Annotated in this window: 20 protein-coding genes; 14 read left to right on the top strand and 6 right to left on the bottom strand. The window is 65.4% G+C overall.

Annotation, left to right across the window (positions count from 1 at the left end; translation table 11 throughout):
* The first annotated feature begins 3 nt into the window (after positions 1-3).
* Both ASF98_RS15045 and ASF98_RS15040 read left to right on the top strand, forming a co-directional pair.
* The gene (locus ASF98_RS15045; protein WP_055803214.1) at positions 4-1,005 is read left to right on the top strand and encodes a DegV family protein; all 1,002 of its coding nucleotides are present in this window, start codon (positions 4-6) and stop codon (positions 1,003-1,005) included.
* 59 nt (positions 1,006-1,064) lie between these two features.
* Positions 1,065-1,250 (top strand): hypothetical protein, encoded by a 186-nt coding sequence (locus ASF98_RS15040; RefSeq protein ID WP_028269142.1) that lies wholly within the window; start codon positions 1,065-1,067, stop codon positions 1,248-1,250.
* A 19-nt stretch (positions 1,251-1,269) separates the two neighbouring features.
* Here ASF98_RS15040 and ASF98_RS24200 read toward each other — a convergent pair whose 3' ends face one another.
* Positions 1,270-1,509: a hypothetical protein gene (locus ASF98_RS24200; protein WP_156372427.1), complete on the bottom strand. Its 240-nt coding sequence runs from the start codon at positions 1,507-1,509 to the stop codon at positions 1,270-1,272.
* Between the two features lie 431 nt (positions 1,510-1,940).
* On the opposite strand from ASF98_RS24200, the gene ASF98_RS15030 reads away from it, so the two are divergent.
* Genes ASF98_RS15030 through holA form a run of 3 tightly spaced genes read left to right on the top strand, consistent with a single transcriptional unit; the run spans position 1,941 to position 5,804 of the window.
* Positions 1,941-2,882 (top strand): helix-hairpin-helix domain-containing protein, encoded by a 942-nt coding sequence (locus ASF98_RS15030; protein ID WP_082506871.1) that lies wholly within the window; start codon positions 1,941-1,943, stop codon positions 2,880-2,882.
* 1 nt (position 2,883) lies between these two features.
* Positions 2,884-4,857, top strand: a complete 1,974-nt coding sequence (locus ASF98_RS15025) for a ComEC/Rec2 family competence protein (RefSeq protein ID WP_055803208.1) — start codon at positions 2,884-2,886, stop codon at positions 4,855-4,857.
* Positions 4,791-5,804: a DNA polymerase III subunit delta gene (gene holA / locus ASF98_RS15020; RefSeq protein ID WP_055803206.1), complete on the top strand. Its 1,014-nt coding sequence runs from the start codon at positions 4,791-4,793 to the stop codon at positions 5,802-5,804. Before ASF98_RS15025 ends, holA begins: the two co-directional genes overlap by 67 nt.
* Before the next feature lie 139 nt (positions 5,805-5,943).
* Here holA and rpsT read toward each other — a convergent pair whose 3' ends face one another.
* Together rpsT and ASF98_RS15010 are read right to left on the bottom strand one after the other, a co-directional pair.
* Positions 5,944-6,204, bottom strand: a complete 261-nt coding sequence (gene rpsT, locus ASF98_RS15015; RefSeq protein ID WP_011692086.1) for a 30S ribosomal protein S20 — start codon at positions 6,202-6,204, stop codon at positions 5,944-5,946.
* 208 nt (positions 6,205-6,412) lie between these two features.
* On the bottom strand, positions 6,413-6,994 hold the full coding sequence (locus ASF98_RS15010) for a type II toxin-antitoxin system PemK/MazF family toxin (protein ID WP_055803204.1): 582 nt from the start codon (positions 6,992-6,994) through the stop codon (positions 6,413-6,415).
* 178 nt (positions 6,995-7,172) lie between these two features.
* Here ASF98_RS15010 and lepA point away from each other — a divergent pair, with 178 nt between their 5' ends.
* Together lepA and hemW are read left to right on the top strand one after the other, a co-directional pair.
* Positions 7,173-9,026 carry a translation elongation factor 4 gene (lepA, locus tag ASF98_RS15005; protein WP_200939380.1) on the top strand — a complete coding sequence of 618 codons (1,854 nt, stop codon included), beginning with the start codon at positions 7,173-7,175 and terminating at the stop codon, positions 9,024-9,026.
* A gap of 36 nt (positions 9,027-9,062) precedes the next feature.
* Positions 9,063-10,292, top strand: a complete 1,230-nt coding sequence (gene hemW / locus ASF98_RS15000) for a radical SAM family heme chaperone HemW (protein ID WP_055803196.1) — start codon at positions 9,063-9,065, stop codon at positions 10,290-10,292.
* A 43-nt stretch (positions 10,293-10,335) separates the two neighbouring features.
* Here the strand turns inward: hemW and ASF98_RS14995 are convergent, their stop codons facing one another.
* Both ASF98_RS14995 and ASF98_RS14990 read right to left on the bottom strand, forming a co-directional pair.
* Entirely contained in the window at positions 10,336-10,755 is a 420-nt protein-coding gene (locus tag ASF98_RS14995) for a DUF4870 domain-containing protein (protein WP_028269150.1), read from the bottom strand.
* Positions 10,756-10,900: 145 nt separating this feature from the next.
* Positions 10,901-11,752, bottom strand: coding sequence for a DUF3097 domain-containing protein (locus ASF98_RS14990; RefSeq protein WP_055803193.1), 852 nt, complete (start codon positions 11,750-11,752; stop codon positions 10,901-10,903).
* Between the two features lie 260 nt (positions 11,753-12,012).
* Between ASF98_RS14990 and hrcA the strand changes: the two genes are divergently transcribed.
* From hrcA to ASF98_RS14975, 3 genes are all read left to right on the top strand, one after another.
* On the top strand, positions 12,013-13,026 hold the full coding sequence (hrcA, locus tag ASF98_RS14985) for a heat-inducible transcriptional repressor HrcA (RefSeq protein WP_055803189.1): 1,014 nt from the start codon (positions 12,013-12,015) through the stop codon (positions 13,024-13,026).
* A gap of 94 nt (positions 13,027-13,120) precedes the next feature.
* Positions 13,121-14,248, top strand: coding sequence for a molecular chaperone DnaJ (gene dnaJ / locus ASF98_RS14980; protein ID WP_028269153.1), 1,128 nt, complete (start codon positions 13,121-13,123; stop codon positions 14,246-14,248).
* A 2-nt stretch (positions 14,249-14,250) separates the two neighbouring features.
* Positions 14,251-15,027, top strand: coding sequence for a 16S rRNA (uracil(1498)-N(3))-methyltransferase (locus ASF98_RS14975; RefSeq protein ID WP_055803188.1), 777 nt, complete (start codon positions 14,251-14,253; stop codon positions 15,025-15,027).
* 5 nt (positions 15,028-15,032) lie between these two features.
* Here the strand turns inward: ASF98_RS14975 and ASF98_RS14970 are convergent, their stop codons facing one another.
* Positions 15,033-15,995 carry a GerMN domain-containing protein gene (locus ASF98_RS14970; RefSeq protein ID WP_055803703.1) on the bottom strand — a complete coding sequence of 321 codons (963 nt, stop codon included), beginning with the start codon at positions 15,993-15,995 and terminating at the stop codon, positions 15,033-15,035.
* Positions 15,996-16,370: 375 nt separating this feature from the next.
* On the opposite strand from ASF98_RS14970, the gene ASF98_RS14965 reads away from it, so the two are divergent.
* From ASF98_RS14965 to era, 4 genes are read left to right on the top strand one after another with little or no spacing between them, the layout of a single operon-like run.
* Positions 16,371-17,459 carry a PhoH family protein gene (locus ASF98_RS14965; RefSeq protein ID WP_055803185.1) on the top strand — a complete coding sequence of 363 codons (1,089 nt, stop codon included), beginning with the start codon at positions 16,371-16,373 and terminating at the stop codon, positions 17,457-17,459.
* Positions 17,456-17,929 (top strand): rRNA maturation RNase YbeY, encoded by a 474-nt coding sequence (ybeY, locus tag ASF98_RS14960; RefSeq protein ID WP_055803182.1) that lies wholly within the window; start codon positions 17,456-17,458, stop codon positions 17,927-17,929. Before ASF98_RS14965 ends, ybeY begins: the two co-directional genes overlap by 4 nt.
* On the top strand, positions 17,926-19,269 hold the full coding sequence (locus tag ASF98_RS14955; protein WP_055803180.1) for a hemolysin family protein: 1,344 nt from the start codon (positions 17,926-17,928) through the stop codon (positions 19,267-19,269). The genes ybeY and ASF98_RS14955 overlap by 4 nt, the downstream gene beginning before the upstream one ends.
* Complete coding sequence (gene era / locus ASF98_RS14950; protein WP_055803178.1) at positions 19,253-20,209, top strand: GTPase Era; 957 nt, start codon at positions 19,253-19,255, stop codon at positions 20,207-20,209. The genes ASF98_RS14955 and era overlap by 17 nt, the downstream gene beginning before the upstream one ends.
* The last annotated feature ends 24 nt before the right edge of the window (positions 20,210-20,233 follow it).

Below are 20,233 nucleotides of genomic sequence, written 5' to 3'. Positions count from 1 at the left end.
ACCGTGAACGACCGGGAACCGGCCGGCTGGCCGTGGCTGAAGGAACGCCTGGTCCGCCTGCGGCCGGCCAACCGACCGGGAGCAACCCCGGACGTGGTGGCGGCCGCCGTCGTGCGCACTGCGGTGGTGACCGATTCCGCAGCGGCGCTTCCGGCCGACTGGGTCGGCGACTTCGCCGCCGACGGCCGGCTGACTGTGGTTCCCATGCCCGTCATGGTGGGGCCGGAGATTTACGGCGAAGGCGAAGACGACATCACCGAGACCATTGCGGTGGCGCTGGCCACGGGCACTCCGGTCAAGACCTCACGGCCGTCGCCCGGCCAGTTTGAGCAGGCCTATCTTGCGGCGCAGCGCCGCGGCTTCGAAGCGGTGGTCTCCGTTCATATCTCGGGAGCACTTTCCGGCACGGCGGACTCTGCCAGGCTCGCGGCATCGCGCGTGGGCATCCCCGTGGAAGTGCTCGACTCGAAGACGGTGGGCATGGCGCTGGGCATGGGTGTGCAGAGCGCGGTGGTCGCGGCGGCAGACGGCCGGGGAGCCGCTGACGTGCGTGCCTTTGCGGAAGAACGGCTGGCGCGTACCAGGGTCTATTTCTATGTACCCAGCCTGGAGCAGCTCCGCCGCGGCGGCCGGATCGGAGCGGCGGCATCCCTGTGGGGGACAATGCTTGCCATCAAACCGATCCTCGCCGTGGACGGCGGGAAGATCGTTCCGCTGGAAAAGGTCAGGTCCGCCGCGCGGGCCGTGGCGCGCCTCGAGGAAATTGTGGTGGCGGATGCCGCCGCGCGTCCTGACGGCCAGGCGCGCCTGGCCGTCCACCACTTCGGCAATCCCGGGGAAGCCGCTGAGCTTGCGGAACGGCTGGCGGCCTCGCTCCCGGGCATACCCCCGGCGCAGATCAGTTCGCTGCCGGCCGTCCTCGCCGCCCACGCGGGGCTGGGTGTCCTCGCCGTGATCGTGGGGGAGAGCAGCACACCGCAAAAGGAGCCCGCTCTGGCCCAATAGCGGCGCCGGTAGTACAGTCTCCCCACCAAGCACGCTCCCTACCGAGCAAGGAGGCTTCCATGACAATGCAGGTGCACCACGTGGCGCAGTTCGACAAGGACGTGTCCGAAGAAGTGACGAACTGGCTGAAGTATCTCAAGGGCCAGGTGACGAGCGTCCAGTTCCTCACCACGACGGTGCCCGATCCGAAGGCGCCTGACGCATGGCGGGTCCAGTACGAGGCCTACATCACTTACCAGAAGTAGCCAGTCGGAACAGTCCGGGTCAGGGGCTGCAGGTCACCGTGTCACGGTTGTAGCGGCTTTTCTCGAGGACGCTGATGCTGTCCGACACGATGGTGCAGGAGGCACCATCGGGAAACGTGTAGACACTTGTCGCGCCGGTTTTGATGACATTAGCGTCGAAGGACCACGGGCTTTCGTAGTAGGCAAACACGCTGACGAACTTGTGCGTGTTGTCCACTGTGATGGTTTCGCCGTCGGGGGAGATCTGGGTGGCGCTCACGTCACCGCTTCCCTGGAAGACTGCGACTCCGCTCGGCGTATGCACCTCGATATGCCGTTCAGTGCCCGTCTGGCAAAACGTCCAGCCGGAAAGCTCATCCGTGATACACGACGAGTATTCGGTGAACTGGGTCCCTTGACTGCCTGCCGCGCTGGCTGGCGTCGCGCCGGTCGCAAGCAGGAGCCCCAGACCCACTCCGCAACCGGAAAAAGAGCACAGACCTTTTTGCCATCATGACCGTCCCCATTCTTCAGACTCATTCCCCGGATTCGGGGCAGGGCAAAATGCTAAGGCGGCGGCGCCTCCCCGTCAATATGTAAATTCAATGGTGAAAATACTGGCTGTCGTCCCGGTGACCTGTTGTGCGGCCGCTTTCCACATACGGCCCTCCGCTGTGTCCGTTCCCGACGTGTTCTCCTAGCGTTGCGGGTATGTCACGCCGGAAAGCGGAAGCGGGAGCACCTGCCGCGGCCACGCGTGCACGGCGGCGGCTGACGGCTTCCCTTGGGCCGGCCGGCGGTGATGACAGCGGCGGGCCAGGAACAGCCGGGGCCACAGGACAGGGGCTGCTGGAGCACGGAGCCCCCTGCCAAGGGACTTTCACCTACGACGGCGGTGCGCAGCGGGATCTGGATACGCCTGACGCCTCCGTCGGTGGCAGGGCCTCCGGACCCGCGAAGTTCAGGTGGCGCACCGGCATCCGCATTGCGGTGCTGCTGGGAATAGTGAGCCTCCTGCTGGGCGGCTGGTTCTGGTGGGACGTCGCCAGCAGCCGCGGCCAGGTGGTGCCGCTGGGCGACGTCAGCACCCCGGACTCACGCGGGCAGCCGGATGGAAGCACCGGGACACCAGACCCGGGGGAGTCCGGCGGGACGTCAGAAGGAGGGCAGGCTTCCGGGCCTGCCTCCGGCAGGAAGATCGTGGTTCATGTCACGGGGGCGGTCAACAGCGCAGGTGTTGTGGCACTGCCGGAAGGCAGTCGGATCCACGAGGCAATCGCCGCCGTCGGAGGCAGTACGGCCACGGCTGACCTGGAACGGCTGAACCTGGCCGCCGTGCTGGCAGATGGCCAGAAGGTCCACGTTCCGCAGGCGGGGGATCCGGCGGAGGCCCAGGGAACGGCTGGCAACGAAACCGGGTCCGACGGAACAGGTTCCGGCGGGCAGGGAACAGGCAGTGCCAAAGTCGACCTGAATACGGCGTCAGTGGAGGAACTGGGGACACTGCCCCGGGTAGGGCCCGTCCTGGCCCAGCGCATCTTTGATTGGCGGAAGGAACACGGCCGGTTCAGCGCCGTCGAGGAACTCGACGCCGTGGACGGCGTCGGCCCCAAGATGCTGGAAACGCTGTTGCCGCTCGTGCGGGTGTCCTGAGATGGGCAGCCCCAGTCCATGGCAGCGCTTCGTCGACGCAGCCGTCCGGGGCGGGCAGGACGAGGCCTTGCGGCCGCCGCCGCATGCTCCCGGTGACCCGACGTCGATTTTTCCCAGTACACCGCGAACACGCTCCGCCGGTATCCAGGGCATCGTGCCCCGGACGTCTGCGGGACTGCGGGCTATGGTTGCCGCCCGCCTTCTTCCCCCGCCGGAGGACAGGGCGCAGGGAATCGGAAAACCTGCGTCCGGAGCCGGCGGAAGACCACGGCGCAGGACTGACCTGCGCCTGGCGCCTAGTGCCCTCCTCACCTGGGCGGCCGCCGTCGGCGGTATCTGGTTGCCGTTGCCCGCGCTCTGCGTGTTGATCGGGGGACTCCTCCTCTCGGCCGTGGTGCTGCTTGTGGTGATCAGCCGGCGCCGGGTGCGGACCCATGGGACTAGGCTGGCGCCGCGCAGCTTCCTGACCACTCTTGCCGTTGCCATGGTGCTATCGGCAGCCGTCGCGTCCCACTCGGCGGTAGCAGCGTCCCAGAAGCATGACGGACCCGTGGCCGACGCCGTGACGGCCCGCTCCGCAGTTGTGGTTGAGGCGGAGATAGAAGGCTCGCCGCGTGAACTCAAGGTTCCTGGCCGCGCCGGATCCGGCCGGTGGGCTGTCCAGGCAATAGCGATCACGATCATCGCCAACGGACGCCTCATCAGGGGTGATGCACGCGTGCTGATCGTGGGCGGTGACGACTGGCAGCACGTGGTCCCCGGGCAGCGGGTCCGGACCACAGGAAAACTGCAGCCGCCCGATGCCGGCCAGGCACAGGCGGGCACTTTGTCCGCCACCACCGGCCCGGCCACCACGGTTGCCCCCTCGGCATGGCGGGAAGGACCTGTCGCGCTCCGGAGCGGGTTTGCCGCTGCCGCGGAATGGATCGGCGGCGATGCCCGCGGCCTCCTGCCAGGAATGGTCACGGGTGATACGGGCTTCCTCGATGAACAGCTGGAAAGCGCCATGAAGACTGTCGGCATGACCCACCTGACCGCTGTCAGCGGGGCCAACTGCAGCCTCATCCTGGGGGCGCTGTTGCTGGCCGCGCGGAGTGTTCGACTACCCCGGGCCCCGGCCGCGGCAGCCGCGCTCACAGGACTGGCACTGTTCGTCCTGATGGTGGGTCCGGATGCAAGTGTCCTCCGGGCCGCGCTGATGGGGGCGATCGGGCTCGTCTCCCTGTCCGGCGGCCGGGCCGGTCGCGGGCTGAGCTTCCTTTGCCTCGCGGTGATCGGACTCCTCATGGCAGACCCGGCACTCGGTACCAGTTTCAGCTTCCTGCTGTCCGTGCTGGCAACGCTCGGCATCGTCCTTGCCGGGCCGCGGATCATGGAATGGCTGCCGCCGGTTGTCCCGCGCTGGCTTGCCGCCGGCCTGGCGGTACCGCTTTCCGCCCAGCTCTTCTGCGGGCCGGTCATCGTCCTGCTGCAGCCCCAGTTTTCGTCCTACGCCCTCCTGGCAAACATGGTGGCTGCGCCCCTCGTGGCACCGGTCACCATCCTCGGCACTGCGGCCGTGCCGCTGGTGCCGCTCGCGCCATGGGCGGCCAATGTTCCCATGGCGGTTGCGGGTGGCTGCTCGGCCGGAATCGCCGCCGTCGCCAGGTTCTTCGCTGCCCTGCCCGGCGCGGCCCTGCCATGGCCGGAGGGGCCGTTCGGCGCGGCCACCATGGTGTCATTCTCCGCCTGCACCGTCCTGCTCCTCTGGCTCATTCTGCACCCGCGCGCCGTGGGCACACTCGTCCTGGCGGCGCACCGGAGGACCATCGACCTGCTGGAGTTGGTGCCACTTTTCACCGGCTTGGATGAGCGCCGCCGCCGTGGGAGCCTTAGAGGTATTAATCGGAATTCCGGGAGGAACCAAGAGTGGCCGCTGCGCAAAAAGCACGATCCAAACCGGCAACGTCAGCGACGGCCACCTGGCGCGATGTAACGCCGGCCAGTGTCGTGCTGATCGGCGGACCCGAAGAATACCTCGGCATCCGCGCCATGGACCGGATCAGGTCGCAGGTCCGTGCAGCCCAGCCGGATGTCGAAATCACCAGGCTCAACGCAGGCAGTTACGAACCCGGCGCCCTCGCCATGAACGTCAGCCCTTCGCTGTTCGGCGAATCCAAGCTCATCGAGGTGGAGTCCGCTGAAGCGATGAATGACGCCTTCCTCGCGGATGCCCTCAAATACCTGGCGGATCCGGAACCTGACGCAGTGCTGGTGGTCCGCCACTGCGGCGGAGTCAGGGGCAAGAAGCTGCTGGACGCCATCAAGTCTGCCGGCTGGCCCGTGGTCGATTGCCAGCCTCTGAAAAAGGACGCTGACAAGTCGGCGTTCGTGCTCTCCGAATTCAAGGCGGCAGGGCGCCGCATCGAGCCCGAGGCCGTTCATGCCCTCGTCAACGCGGTGGGGGCCAACCTGTCGGAACTCGCCGCGGCCTGCAGCCAGCTCATCGCGGATGCAGCCACGACTGTCGATACAGACATGGTGGACCGCTACTACGGCGGCCGGATCGAGGCGACAGCCTTCAAAGTTGCCGACGCCGCGCTGGCAGGCAACGCTCCGCTGGCACTCTCCACGCTTCGCCACGCCCTGGCAACAGGGGCGGACCCTGTTCCGCTAGTGGCCGCGCTGGCCGCCAAACTCCGCACGGTAGCCAAAGTTGCGGGCGCACACGGTTCCTCGGCCCAGATTGCGCGGCAGCTTGGCATGCAGCCGTGGCTGGTGGAACAGGCGCAGCGGGACGTCCGGCGCTGGACGCCGGAAGGCCTGGTCCGCTCCATCCAGGTGACGGCCGAAGCGGATGCGCAGGTCAAAGGCCTTTCCCGGGACCCCGTGTACGCAGTGGAACACGCGGTCACCGTCATCGCGACGTCGGTGCGCCGCTAGGCCTGCGGTGACCTACACGCCTGCGAGCTACCTGGCTGTGAGCTGGAGCGTGTCAACGAGCTAAGAGGGTTAAATGGATGTGGCCGGCACCCGCGAGGGGTGCCGGCCACGATCATCAGTTCAGTTGAACTGGAAAACCTTAGAGTGCGTTGACCTTCTTGGAGATCGCCGACTTGCGGTTTGCAGCGTTGTTCTTGTGAAGAACGCCCTTGCTGACAGCCTTATCCAGCTTTCGGCTTGCAGCAACCAGCGCAGCAGCAGCGGCATCCTTGTCGGTGGACTCAACGGCGGTGTTGACGGCGCGGATGGCCGTCTTCAGCTCGGACTTGACTGCGTTGTTGCGCAGGCGAGCCTTCTCGTTGGTGAGGATGCGCTTCTTCTGGGACTTGATATTAGCCACGTGTGAACTCTCTTTTTAATGCGGAAATGGTCTAGAGGGCTTTCAGATTGGCCATTGACTGAGCGGCGTGGGGATACCTATGGCGGCCAACCATCAGTGGCCGTCGACCTGCACGGACACACAGCTGTCAATAGTAGCAGATGCCCTGCAATGCTGCTGCCTCGGCTGATGCCTGCCCTGCTGATCCCGTGCCCCTTCGGAACTTTCGTCAGCTCCAGCCGTGAAACTCGCGGAGTGCAGACGCGACGCCGTCAAAACGCTTCCGGTCCAGGACGGCGCCTTCCCTGCGGATGTCCGCCGCGCTGACCTGGATGATGCGGTCCAGTTTGGCTTCGCTGGGCCGGCGCTGCCGGTCCCAGCTGCCTGTGCCGATATCCACGTAGCTGTCGTCATTCCTGCGGTCCTGGTCGTGGTCCTTGCTGGTGAGCATGAGCCCCAGCAGGTACCGCCCGCGGCTTCCGATTAGGAGCACCGGCCGGTCCTTGCCCTGCGAATGGTCCTCTTCGTAGGGTACCCACGTCCACACCACTTCACCCGGTTCCGGCTTGCCGTTGGGGGAGGGGGCGTACCGGACATGAGCGGCGCCCGTGAAGTCACCCGGGTATGTCCCGGTGATGCCCGCGCCGGTCTCCAGCTGTGCTGACGGCTTCGTGGCACGGCCCGGCGCCGGTCGGACCGGTCCGGCAGGGCGCTTGCGCCGTCGATCCGTGGCATCCTCGGCCGGGCGCCCCTCCAGGAGGCGGAATACGGTACGGACGGCGTTGCCAAGGGAGCGGAGGTTGAATGCCATCCTGCAACGATACTGTGCCCCGGATCGGTGCCGTTCGCGGTCCCGCAGCCCGATCACGCAAACAATGCACCGAGCGGGGGCAGGACGTGGGACACTATAAGTTCACGTGCGGCAGGTCCTGCGACGGCTTCGGCCGTCCTGAGCACAGCCGCGGAAATGCCAACAGTAAGGACCCTGCGTGTCTCCCATGGCCCGCACCGCCCCGGTGCCCGCCGCAACAGATCCGGCCATCATCCGGAACTTCTGCATCATTGCGCACATTGACCACGGTAAATCCACTCTGGCTGACCGCATGTTGCAGTACACCGGCGTCGTTCAGTCCCGCGACATGAAGGCCCAGTATCTGGACCGCATGGATATCGAACGTGAGCGTGGCATCACCATCAAGTCCCAGGCGGTCCGCATGCCCTGGGAAGTTGAAGGCACCAGCTATGCCCTGAACATGATCGACACTCCCGGCCACGTCGACTTCACCTACGAGGTATCCCGTTCCCTGGCTGCCTGTGAAGGTGCAGTTCTGCTCGTGGACGCGGCCCAGGGCATTGAGGCCCAAACCCTCGCCAACCTGTACCTGGCGATGGAGAACAACCTCACGATTATTCCGGTCCTCAATAAGATCGACCTTCCCGCGGCCCAGCCCGAGAAGTACGCGGAGGAACTCGCCAACCTGATCGGCGGCGACCCCGACGACGTGCTGCGTGTCTCGGGAAAGACCGGCATGGGCGTCGAAGTGCTGCTCGACAAGATCGTCCGTGACCTGCCGGCCCCCGTGGGCGACCCGAACGCCCCCGCCCGCGCCATGATCTTCGACTCGGTCTATGACACCTACCGCGGTGTTGTCACCTACGTCCGGGTGGTCGACGGAATGCTGCACCCGCGTGAACGCATCCAGATGATGTCCACCCGCGCCACGCACGAACTCCTTGAGATCGGTGTCAGTTCTCCGGAGCCCACCCCGTCCAAGGGCCTCGGCGTCGGCGAAGTGGGCTACCTCATCACCGGCGTGAAGGACGTCCGCCTGTCCAAGGTGGGCGACACCGTCACCAACCTGGCCAAGCCTGCTTCCCAGTCCCTCCCGGGCTACGCAGACGCCAAGCCCATGGTTTTCTCCGGCCTGTACCCGCTGGACGGCACCGACTACCCGGTGCTCCGCGACGCGTTGGAGAAGCTCATGCTCAACGACGCCGCGCTGGTGTACCAGCCGGAAACCTCGGCTGCGCTGGGCTTCGGATTCCGCGTCGGTTTCCTGGGGCTCCTGCACTTGGAAATCACCCGTGAACGGCTCGAACGCGAGTATAAGCTGGACCTGATTTCCACCGCCCCCAACGTGGAGTACGAGGTAACGCTGGAGGACAAGAAGGTTGTCCACGTCACCAACCCCAGCGAATACCCCACCGGCAAGGTCGCGGAGGTCCGTGAGCCGATGGTGTCCGCCACCATCCTGGCGCCGAACGAGTTTGTCGGGGCCATCATGGAGCTGTGCCAGAGCCGGCGCGGCGTGATGGGCGGCATGGACTACCTCTCCGAGGACCGGGTGGAAATCCGTTACCGCCTGCCGCTGGCCGAAATCGTCTTCGATTTCTTCGACATCCTCAAGTCCAAGACCCGCGGCTACGGCTCGCTGGACTGGAAGGCCGACGGCGACCAGGTGGCCGACCTTGTGAAGGTCGACATCATGCTCCAGGGCGAACAGGTGGACGCCTTCAGTGCGATCACCCACCGGGAGAAGGCCTACGCCTACGGTGTGATGATGACCGGCAAGCTGCGTGAGCTCATTCCCCGCCAGCAGTTCGAAGTGCCGATCCAGGCGGCCATCGGTTCCCGGATCATCGCCCGTGAAAGCATCCGTGCCATCCGCAAGGACGTCCTTGCCAAGTGCTACGGCGGTGACATATCGCGTAAGCGCAAACTGCTCGAAAAGCAGAAGGAAGGCAAAAAGCGGATGAAGATGGTGGGCCGCGTCGAGGTTCCCCAGGAAGCCTTCATCGCCGCGCTGACCACGGACGAATCCAAGGACAAGGCCAAGAAGTAGTGATGACCGTGGCCGCAACCCTGCGGAGCCGCCGCAATGCCTAGCGTTCTTCCCCTGGGTGACCCGGCGCCGTCGGACGGTCTGCTGCCTCCCCAAGCAGCGGACGGTGCGGCGGACCGGGCCTTCGGGCTCTACGTGCACATCCCGTTCTGCGCCGTCCGCTGCGGTTATTGCGACTTCAACACCTACACCGCAACTGAACTTGGCGGCGGTGCATCCCAGGATGCGTATGCCTCCACCGCCATATCCGAGGTGAGGCTGGCCGCCGAGGTGCTCAAGACCTCCGGGCTACCGGACCGTCGCATGAGCACTGTCTTCTTCGGCGGCGGCACGCCCACGCTGCTCCCCGCAGAAGACCTCGCCCGGATCCTGGGCGCCGCCATCGAGGTATGGGGGCTCGAGCCCGGGGCTGAAGTCACCACCGAAGCCAATCCGGATTCCGTCACCCCTGAATCGCTCCAGCTGCTGGCTGATGCCGGCTTCACCCGCGTGTCCTTCGGGATGCAATCAGCAGTTCCGCACGTGCTCAAAGTCCTGGACCGCACGCACACGCCCAGCCGCGTGCCGCAGGTGGTGCGGTGGGCGCGGGAGGCGGGACTGGCCGTGAGCCTGGACCTGATCTACGGAACACCGGGGGAGTCCCTGGCCGACTGGCGGTACTCGCTGGAGACCGCGCTGTCCTATGAGCCGGACCATATCAGCGCCTATGCGCTCATCGTTGAGGACGGCACCAAACTGGCAGCCCAGATCCGCCGCGGTGAAGTCCCTGGAATCGACGACGACGACCACGCCGACAAATACGAACTCGCCGATCAGCTGATCGGCGAGGCAGGGCTGAGCTGGTACGAGGTCAGCAACTGGGCGCGGACACCTGAGCAGGCCTGCAGGCACAACCTGGCGTACTGGCGTGGTGACGACTGGTGGGGGATCGGCCCCGGTGCCCATTCACATGTCGGCGGAGTCCGCTGGTGGAACGTGAAGCACCCTACGGCGTACGCGGGGAGGCTTTCCGGCGGCGTGTCGCCGGCGGCGGGCCGGGAAACGCTCGACGCCGAAACCCGGAATGTCGAGCGGGTCATGCTCGAAGCCAGGCTCAGCAGTGGACTCGATGTGTCCGGGCTGGGAACGTCCGGCCAGCACGCCGTCGCCGGGCTGATCGCGGATGGCCTGGTGGATCCCGTGTCGGCCTTCCGCGGACGGCTGGTGCTCACCTTGAAGGGCCGGCTGCTTGCCGACGCCGTGGTGCGAAGGATCCTGCCCGACTGAGCGCACCCGGCCGGTGCTCGAAGCCGGTATTCGATTGTGCCGGTTACTTGATCCAGCGCAGGTTGAAGTCGTAGCGGTGCGGCTGGCCGCGGTTCACATGGATACCGGCTGCCACGGAGAAGCACGTCACGGCGATCCAAATCAGTGTGGCCAGCACCGCGAAGATGTTCCCCACCACCGGCAGCAGCACCAGGATGTTGCAGATGACTGCAGCGATCGTGGGAGGCAGGGTGAAGTTCAGCGCTTCCTTGGATTCCTGCGCCGTGAACGGTCCGCGGTCCTTGAAAATCAGGTAGATCAACAGCGACGGGACGCACCCAAGGATGCCGCCGAAGTGCGCGAGGGTTGCCCACTGCCGGTCTTCGTTGGCCGTCAGCGGCAGGGCGTTGGCGGGGACACCATGATACTGGGGCTGGCCATGGCCGGCCTGGTTGTCCCGTTGTTCACGTGCGTCTTCTGCCAAGGTGTCGTCCTTCGGATTGCAGTGGTGCGGTGGTTCCCGGATAAGCGGACGCTGCCACAGGAGCAACAACCGCCGTATCAAGAATACTGGGTCAGGGGTGCATTCGGAGAGTTCGACTTCCGCCTAACGCACTGGTAACTTCCGCCTAAGGCACCGTGAGGAAGTCGATGACTTCTTCCACGCGGCCCAGCAGGGACGGTTCCAGGTCGGCGTAACTACGCACCGCCCCCAGCAGCTTCTGCCAGCCGAGGCCAATGTCTTCCTTGGTCTCGTGCGGCCAGCCGAAGGCTGTCAGGATCCCGGTCTTCCAGTCCACGCCTCGCGGAATAACCGGCCACGCGTCAATGCCGAGCACTGCCGGCCGGATGGCCTGCCACACATCCACATAGGGATGGCCCACGATGAGGACGTTGCCCGCAGCGCCCGGGGACGCCATCACGGCATCGGCGATCCGTGATTCCTTGGAATTGGCAACCAAGTGGTCCACCAGCACTCCCAGCCGGCGGCCCGGACCCGGCCGGAATGCGGCTACCGCAGCCGTAAGATCGTCAATTCCGTGCAAGGGCTCGACGACGATGCCCTCCACCCTGAGGTCGTCACCCCAGACCTTTTCCACAAGTTCGGCGTCGTGTTTGCCTTCCACCCAGATGCGGCTGGCCTTGGCCACCTGGGCGCGCTGGCCTGCCACCCGCACGGATCCGGAGGCCGTCCTGCCGGATGTGCCGGAGGCTGCCTGGGCGCGCGGTGCCGGGGGCATCAGCCGGATCGGCAGGCCCTCCAGGAGGAATCCGTAGCCGAGTCGGAACGTGCGGGACTTCCCGCGCCGGTCCTCCAGGGCAACAACATGCATCCCGCCGGACTTCTCCACCCTGGTGACCGCGCCCACCCAGCCGGACTGCACGTCTTCCAGCACCATGCCGCGTTCAACCGGCACTTCGGGAAGCTCGGTTTTCCGGGGAGCCGTGATGTCCTGCGGGCCCCAGTTCTGGTACGACATCGGATAGACACAACCTTGCGCTAGAAAAAGTGAACACAGAAAGTGAAACAGGAGAAGGGGAACAGCGGCGCCCGTGGCGTCACGGAGGCGCATGTCCTGTCCTGCTCCGGAGTTTCGCCCGGAGCGGTACCAATGCTAACAACGCGGCGACTCATATTAGACTGGTTAGCACTTAGACATGACGAGTGCTAACGGTAGACGGGATCTGGCAGGCGACAGAGCCGGTCCGCGGCCCGGGTTAAGCCGATCGGAGGTGGAGAATGAGCGAACCACGCAAGCTTGAAGTCCTGCGCGCCATCGTGGAGGACTACGTCCATTCCCGCGAACCTGTGGGCTCCAAGGCCCTGGTGGAGAGGCACCATCTGGGGGTCTCCAGCGCCACCATCCGCAATGACATGGCGGCCCTGGAAGACGAGGGCCTGATCACGGCGCCGCACACCAGCGCCGGGCGCATCCCTACGGACAAGGGCTACCGGCTCTTCGTCGACCAGATTTCCGCCGTCAAGCCGCTGTCGCAGGCGGAACGCCGGGCCATCCAGACGCTGCTCGAAGGATCGGAAGACCTGGACGACGTCCTGGAGCGCACGGTGCGGCTGCTGTCGCAGCTGACCAACCAGGTGGCCGTGGTGCAGTATCCGCACCTCAGTCGTGCCATGGTGCGGCACATCGAGTTCGTGCTGCTGGCGCCGCGCCAGGTCCTCACCGTCCTGATTGCGGACACCGGAAAGGTCGAGCAGCGGGTCATCGACGTCGGCCAGGAACTCAGCGACGAGGCCCTTGCCGGCCTTCGCTCACGGTTCCTGAAAAGCCTGTCGGGGACGCCGCTGAGCCTGCTCCCGCAGGCGCTGCCCGCCGTCGTCGCAAGCTGCGAACCGGCACGCCGGCACGCCGCCCAGGCGCTGGCCCGCGGCCTGGATGCCCTGGCCAGCAGCACCCGCGAAGAGCGGATGGTCATGGCCGGCACCGCCAACCTCGCGCGGTCCAACGTTGACTTCCCGCTGAGCATCGGCCCGGTCCTCGAGGCGCTTGAGGAACAGGTGGTCATGCTCCGCCTGCTCAGCGAAATGGCGCAGGACCCCCGCGGCGTGACCGTCAGCATCGGCCGGGAGAATCCCTACGACGGCCTCGCGGAAGCCTCGGTGGTGGCCACAGGCTACGGGCCAGGTTCCAGTGCCAAGGTTGGCGTCCTTGGCCCCACCCGGATGGACTATCCCACCACCATGGCCGCGGTCCGTGCCGTGGCACGCTACCTTTCCAGGATCCTCGGGCCGTGACCGGCCCTTCATCAGCCAACCCGGCCTCCGTGTCCCGGCTTCCGGGGTGCGGCAGCAGCATCACAGGCAGTACAACCAGGAAGAGATACGAACTTTGAGCAGCCACTACGACGTTCTTGGAGTCTCACCCGAAGCGACGGGCGAAGAGATCAAGAAGGCCTACCGAAAGCTTGCGCGCACTTTGCACCCGGACGTGAACCCCGGTGAGGATGCCTCGGACCGATTCAAGGCTGTCACGCACGCCTATGAAGTGCTGTCCGATCCGCAGAAGCGCCGCGTCTACGACACCACCGGCAACGAGAACGGCACCGATAACGGTTTTGGCGGCGCCGGCTATTCGGGACAGGGCTTCGCCTTCCAGGACATCTTCGACACCTTCTTCGGTGCGGGCGGCTCATCCGGACCTGCCTCGCGTGTCCGCCGGGGGCAGGATGCCCTCATCAGCGTCCGCATCGACCTCCGCGACGCCGTCTTCGGCGTCAACAAGAAGCTCGAAGTGGACACTGCCGTAACGTGCCCCACCTGCGAGGGTTCCTGCTGCCAGCCCGGGACCCACCCCGTGCGCTGTGACATCTGCGGCGGCAGCGGCCAGGTCCAGCGGGCCGTCCGTTCCATCCTGGGCCAGGTCATGACGGCGGCGCCCTGCGGCTCCTGCGAAGGCTTCGGAACCGTCATCAAGGATCCCTGCAATGAATGCAACGGGCAGGGCCGCATCCGCAGCCGGCGTTCGCTGACGGTCAAGGTCCCTGCCGGCGTTGCCACCGGAACCCGGATCCAGCTTGGCGGCCAGGGCGAAGCCGGCCCTGCCGGCGGACCCTCCGGCGACCTGTATGTGGAGATCCGGGTCAACAATGACGCGACGTACGTACGCGACGGCGATGACCTTCACGCGACCCTGCACATCCCGATGACTGCCGCAGCCCTTGGCACCGAACTCAGCCTCGACACCTTCGACGGCCAGCAGGAAATCGACGTCAAGGCGGGCACCCAGTCCGGTGAGGTCATCACCCTTCGCGGGCTCGGCGTCACCCACCTCCGGGGCTACGGCCGCGGCGATCTGAAAGTGCACCTGCAGGTCGAGACCCCGGCCAAGCTTGATGCCGCGCAGGAAGACCTGCTGCGGCAGCTCGCGAAACTCCGTGGCGAGCAGTACACCGAAGGGAAACTCTCCGCCAGCGGCGGTGTCTTCGCCAAGCTGCGGGACCGGCTCGGTAACCTGTAGCGGTGAGCAACCCTGTCTTTTTCGCAACCCCGGGAGCCCTGGACCACCAGGTTCCCGGTTCGCACTTTGTCCTCGAGGGCGCAGAGGCGAGGCACGCGGTCACCGTCAAGCGGATTGCCGTGGGGGAATCCGTTGACATCGCCGACGGTGCCGGCAAAAGGCTCACTGGCACGGTCGCCGCCGTTGGCCAGGGTGAACTGACGGTGGAGTGTTCAGTCCTCGACACGGAGGAGCGCCCGGACCTTCGCCTGGTCCTGGTCCAGGCACTGGCCAAAGGGGACCGGGACGAACTCGCCGCAGAAACCGCCACCGAACTGGGGATCGACGCGATCATCCCGTGGCAGTCCGAACGCTCCATCGTCCGGTGGAAAGGCGAGCGGGCCGCGAAGGCCCATGCCAAATGGCAGTCCGTGGTGACCGCAGCCGCCAAACAGGCGCGGCGGGCTTGGATTCCCGAAGTCCGTGCCGCCGTCGACGGTGCCGGACTTCAGGCAGCGGTCTCCGCCGCGGACCTGGCCATCATCCTCCACGAAGATGCCGTCCGTCCGCTGCGGAGCGTGCTCGAGGCGTGGTGCGAGAACAACGCCGGGGCACCGGAGCCGGGGCCGCGCGAAATCCTGCTGATTGTGGGGCCCGAAGGGGGCATCAGTCCGCGGGAGGTTACCAGGCTGTGCGGAGCCGGCGCCGTGACGGCGCTCCTGGGCCACCATGTGCTGAGGTCATCCACGGCAGGACCGGCAGCCACGGTGCTCGCCAGCGACATCCTGGGTCGCTGGTAGCCCCGCTAGGAAACCTTGAAACCGCGGGAGTCCACGTTCAGTTCCCGGTCGGGGTTCCCCGGGTCGACCTGGAATACCCGGATCTCATAGTTTCCCGGCGCCAGGTTGACATTCAGCGAGAAAAGTCCGGACTGTGCCTGGTCTGCCGAGGCAGTGACTTCGCCGCCCAAATAGGCGGTCTTGTCGCTGCTGCCGTCGACTTTCAGGATTTTCCACCGAAGTTTGCCCCCGGGCAGCGTGCTCCGTCCGCTGATCTTGACGCTGCCGTCGGGGACGCCCACACCTTCCTGGGGATCGATGATCCAGACCGGGGCCACCATGCCCGCCCCGCGGGGAGTGGGACTGCCCAGCCGAACGTGGTTGAAGGCGAGGTAATCGGTGTGCCCGTCAACCAGGATGACCACCTGGATTTGCTGGCCCGAGTCCACCAGCCCTGAGCTCGCTCCTGCGGCCGTTGCAGTGTAGACCAGCTGCTGGATGGCCCGCTTGGCCATGTCCTCGTCAAGGTTGCTGTTGAATGCATCCGGCGAGACGTCCACGGTGATCACGTTTTTGCCGGAAATCGACGTTGCCAGCTTCTTCGGGTTCTGCCACGGGGTAAAGAAATCCGGATCCAGCGGCTTCTGGGACATCATCGAACGCAGCGCCCGCGTGACAGGGTTTTCCTGCTCCGGGACGTCCCGGAATTCGCGGTACAGGTAGACGTTCTCGTTGCTGCGGCCGATCCAGTACACGGGTGCCTTGTTGGAAGCCTGCGTGGTTTCCAGTGGGGCACTCGTGCTGGGAACGCCCGCGGTGGCGGATCCGGTGACTGTCTGGGGGGTGCTGGCAGCGGTGTTTGTGGACGGCTGGGGAGTGGCGACGCAGGAGGACAGCACCATGGCGGCGGGCAGCACAAACAGGAGCACTGCGGAACGTGTCCGCCTGCCTCCTGCTGTCTGCCGGCGTCGTGGTTTCCTGGTCTCCATAGTGATCCCGGTACCTGCCCTGTCCTGATAAACGTTGCCGATGAAGTGGTCCAAGGCGGGCGAAAGCCCGCGATGGATTCCAGCATTACATAGAGTCCCAGGCGCCCTGCGGCGTTTGCGGACGGATTGCCGAACTGCAACGGGAACGATACGAGGCCGATACGAAGTTGATACCTAATGACGGGAATCTGCAACGAAGCGGTCGCGGCCAAACGCCTGGCAGCCACGCCCCGCGGCCCCCGGACGGCTTACTGGCGTAAGATATAAGGACTCGGCCGCGCACGGAGTCCGACGCTGAAGCAGCGGGGGCGAAGTGATCGGCCAGAGAAACAATTTTCCTAACTGGAGGGGACCAGAGGCCCGCAGGCCGGCACCATGACTGAAGCAACAAACGGAAGGCCCCGGTTCAGCGCCGGTGAGCGCACCACAGGTGAATTTCCCCACAGTCTTCCCGGTGTCCGGACGGAGGTGGTCATCTTCGACAACTCCGAACAGATGGTTCAGTCCCTCGGCAGTCACGACGAGGCCCTCCGTTTTATCGAGGAACAGTTTCCTGCCGTGGATTTCCATGTCCGCGGCAATGAACTGGCCATCAGCGGCCCCGCGGCCGACGTTCCCAGGATCATGCGCCTGCTCCACGAAGTAAGGGGACTCGTTGACCGGGGCACGGTCATTACACCGGCAGTGCTCCAGCAGCTCGCGGCCCTGCTCCGGAGCCAGTCGCTCCAAAATCCGGTTGAGGTGTTGACCTACAACATCCTGTCGAGCCGTGGCAAGACAATCCGGCCGAAGACGCTGAACCAGAAGAATTATGTGGACGCCATCGACGCGAACACGGTGATCTTTGGAATCGGACCGGCAGGCACCGGCAAAACCTTCCTTGCCATGGCAAAGGCCGTCCAGGCCCTGCAGCAGAAGGAAGTCAGCCGCATCATCCTTACCAGGCCGGCGGTGGAGGCCGGCGAACGGCTGGGCTTCCTGCCCGGGACGCTCAGCGACAAGATCGATCCGTACCTGCGTCCGCTCTACGACGCGCTCCACGACATGATGGACCCGGAGTCCATCCCGCGGCTGATGGCGGCGGGCACCATTGAGGTGGCCCCGCTCGCTTACATGCGCGGCCGAACCCTCAACGACGCGTTCATCATCCTGGATGAAGCCCAGAACACCACGCCGGAGCAGATGAAGATGTTCCTGACACGGCTCGGGTTCGGCTCCAAAATGGTGGTCACCGGCGACGTCACGCAGGTGGACCTGCCGTTTGGCACCCGTTCCGGGCTCCGGATCGTGGAGGAGATTCTCCAAGGCATTGACGACGTCAACTTCAGCGTGCTGGATTCCTCGGACGTAGTGCGCCACCGCCTCGTCGGCGACATTGTCAACGCTTACGGTATTTGGGACGAGGCACAAAGGAACCGGGTGAAGCATTCCGTGCCCCGGGAGAAGCGGGGAGAGCACGCATGAGCATCGAAGTAAACAACGAATCGGGCGTCCAGGTGGATGAAGCCGAGTTGGTTGCCCTGGCCCGGTATGTGTTCGAACGCCTGTATATCCACCCGCAGGCTGAGCTTTCCATCCTGCTCGTGGACGAACCCGCCATGGAAAAGCTGCACCTCGAGCTCATGGATGAGCCCGGGGCCACCGACGTCTTGTCCGTTCCCATGGACGAACTGACCCCGGGTACGCCGGACAAACCGACACCGCAGGGCATGCTCGGCGATATTGCCGTTTGCCCGCAGGTGGCGGAAGTCCAGGCCCGGAACGCGGGACATTCCACCCAGGACGAGATGCTGCTGCTTACCACGCACGGAATCCTGCACCTCCTTGGTTACGACCACGCCGACCCCGAAGAAAAAGAAGAGATGTTCGGCCTGCAGCGGGAACTGCTTGAGGGCTTCACCGGCAAAGAAGCCCCGTCAGAGACGATGCAGTGACCCCACTGATCCTCGTTGGCATGGCGGTAGTCTTCCTGAGTTTCGCCGCCCTGCTGACAGCGGCCGAGTCCGCCTTTAATTTCCTGCCCCGCCACGACGCCGAAGAAGCTGTTCTTCGCAGCGACGGGCAGGCCCTCAAACGCATCCTGGACCAGCCGATGGCGCACATGCGCTCCCTGAGGTTCTGGCGCATCTGGTTCGAAATGGCCTCGGCCGTGGCGGTCGCTGTCCTTTTGCACAGCCTGTGGGACAGTGTCTGGCTCGCCGGGCTGGCTGCCACCGGGATCATGGCCCTCGTAGGCTTTGTGATCGTGGGCGTTTCTCCGCGGCAACTGGGCCGGGCACATGCCGCCGCCGTCGCCCGGTCCACGGCGCCGGTCATCCGCTTCCTGTGCTGGGTCCTAGGTCCCATCCCCGGCTGGCTAGTCGCACTGGGCAGCGTCGTGGCACCGGGCGGACGCGGTGTGGATGAGGCCTCGTTCAGTGAAGAGGAATTCCGCGAGCTCGTGGACCGCGCGACCGAATCGGACATGATCGAGGACAACGAGGCCGAACTGATCCAGTCCGTCTTCGACTTCGGTGACACTCTGGTTCGCGCGGTGATGGTGCCCCGGACGGACATCCTGAGCATCGACGCCGGCTCGAGCCTGCACCGGGCCATGTCCCTGTTCCTGCGGTCAGGCTACTCGCGGATCCCCGTCATCCGGGACAACACCGACCAGATCCTGGGCATTGTCTACCTCAAGGATGTAGCCGCGGCGCTGCACAGCCTCCGCCCGGGGGAGGAACCCCCCATCGTGGATGAACTTGCCCGCGAAGTGCGCTACGTGCCGGAGTCCAAACAGGTCAGCGACCTGCTGCGCGAACTGCAGAAGGAATCCACGCACGTCGCGATCGTGATCGACGAGTACGGCGGGACGGCCGGCCTGGTCACCCTCGAAGACCTGATCGAGGAGATCGTCGGCGAGATCGTGGACGAGTATGACACGGAGAGCGCCGAGGCCGTTGCGCTGGGTGACGGCAGTTACCGCGTGAGCGCGCGGATGGGCATCGACGACCTCGGTGAGCTTTTTGATGTGGAACTCGACGACGACGAAGTGGATACCGTCGGCGGCCTGCTTGCCAAGGCCCTGGGCAGGGTTCCCATCGTCGGCAGCACCGTCGAAGTGGACGGGATCTCGCTGCGGGCAGACCGCCTGGAAGGCCGCCGCAACAGGGTCAGCCACATCATCGCGGCGCCCGTTGCAAAGGGCGCTGTTCCAGAACAAACTGACCTTGAAGACCTACTCGACGAGGCCGAAACAACGCAACAGGGAGTTCCACGTGAGCAAGCAGAATAAAGCGGACGGCGAGGCCTTTGGCGGCTTCCGTGCCGGATTTTCGATCCTTGTGGGCAGGCCGAACGCCGGTAAGTCCACCCTGACGAACGCCCTGGTGGGCAAGAAGGTGGCCATCACCTCGGCCAAGCCGCAGACCACGCGCCACACCATCCGTGGAATCGTCCACCGGGACGACGCCCAACTGATCCTCGTCGACACTCCCGGCCTGCACCGGCCGCGGACGCTTCTTGGCAAGCGCCTCAACGATCTCGTGGCGGACACGCTTTCGGAAGTGGATGCCATCGGATTCTGCCTTCCGGCCAACGAGAAGATCGGCCCTGGCGACCGTTTCATCGCCGCGCAGCTGGCCGCGGTGGGCAAGAAGCCCATCATTGCGATTGTGACCAAGGCCGACCTCGTGGACCGGCAGGCACTGACTGAACAGCTGCTTGCCGTCGCCGCACTGGGACGCGAAGTCCTCGGCGAGGAAGGCTGGAAGGACATCGTTCCGGTGTCGGCCACTGATGGCTTCCAGGTGAGCACGGTTGCGGACGTGCTGATCAGCCACATGCCGCCGTCCCAGCCGCTGTATCCGGACGGGCACCTCACTGACGAGCCCGAGGCCGTCATGGTGGCCGAACTGATCCGTGAAGCCGCACTGGAGGGCGTCCGCGACGAGCTTCCGCACTCCCTCGCCGTCGTGGTTGAGGAGATCGTTCCCCGAGAAGGCCGGCCCGAGGACAGCCCTTTCCTCGACGTCCGGGTCAACCTTTACGTGGAGCGGCCCTCCCAGAAAGCCATCATTATCGGCAAGGGCGGCGCCCGGCTCCGGGAAGTCGGCACCAATGCGCGTAAAGGCATCGAAGCGCTGCTCGGAACGCGGATCTACCTTGACCTGCACGTCAAGGTTGCCAAGGACTGGCAACGGGACCCGAAGCAGCTGGTCAAGCTCGGTTTCTAGCAAGCACCGCTATTCGCGGCAGCC

Source organism: Arthrobacter sp. Leaf337 (assembly GCF_001423745.1).
GTDB lineage: Bacteria > Actinomycetota > Actinomycetes > Actinomycetales > Micrococcaceae > Arthrobacter.
The sequence above is the reverse complement of the archived record's forward strand: the minus strand, read 5'-3'. Positions and strand labels throughout refer to the sequence as shown.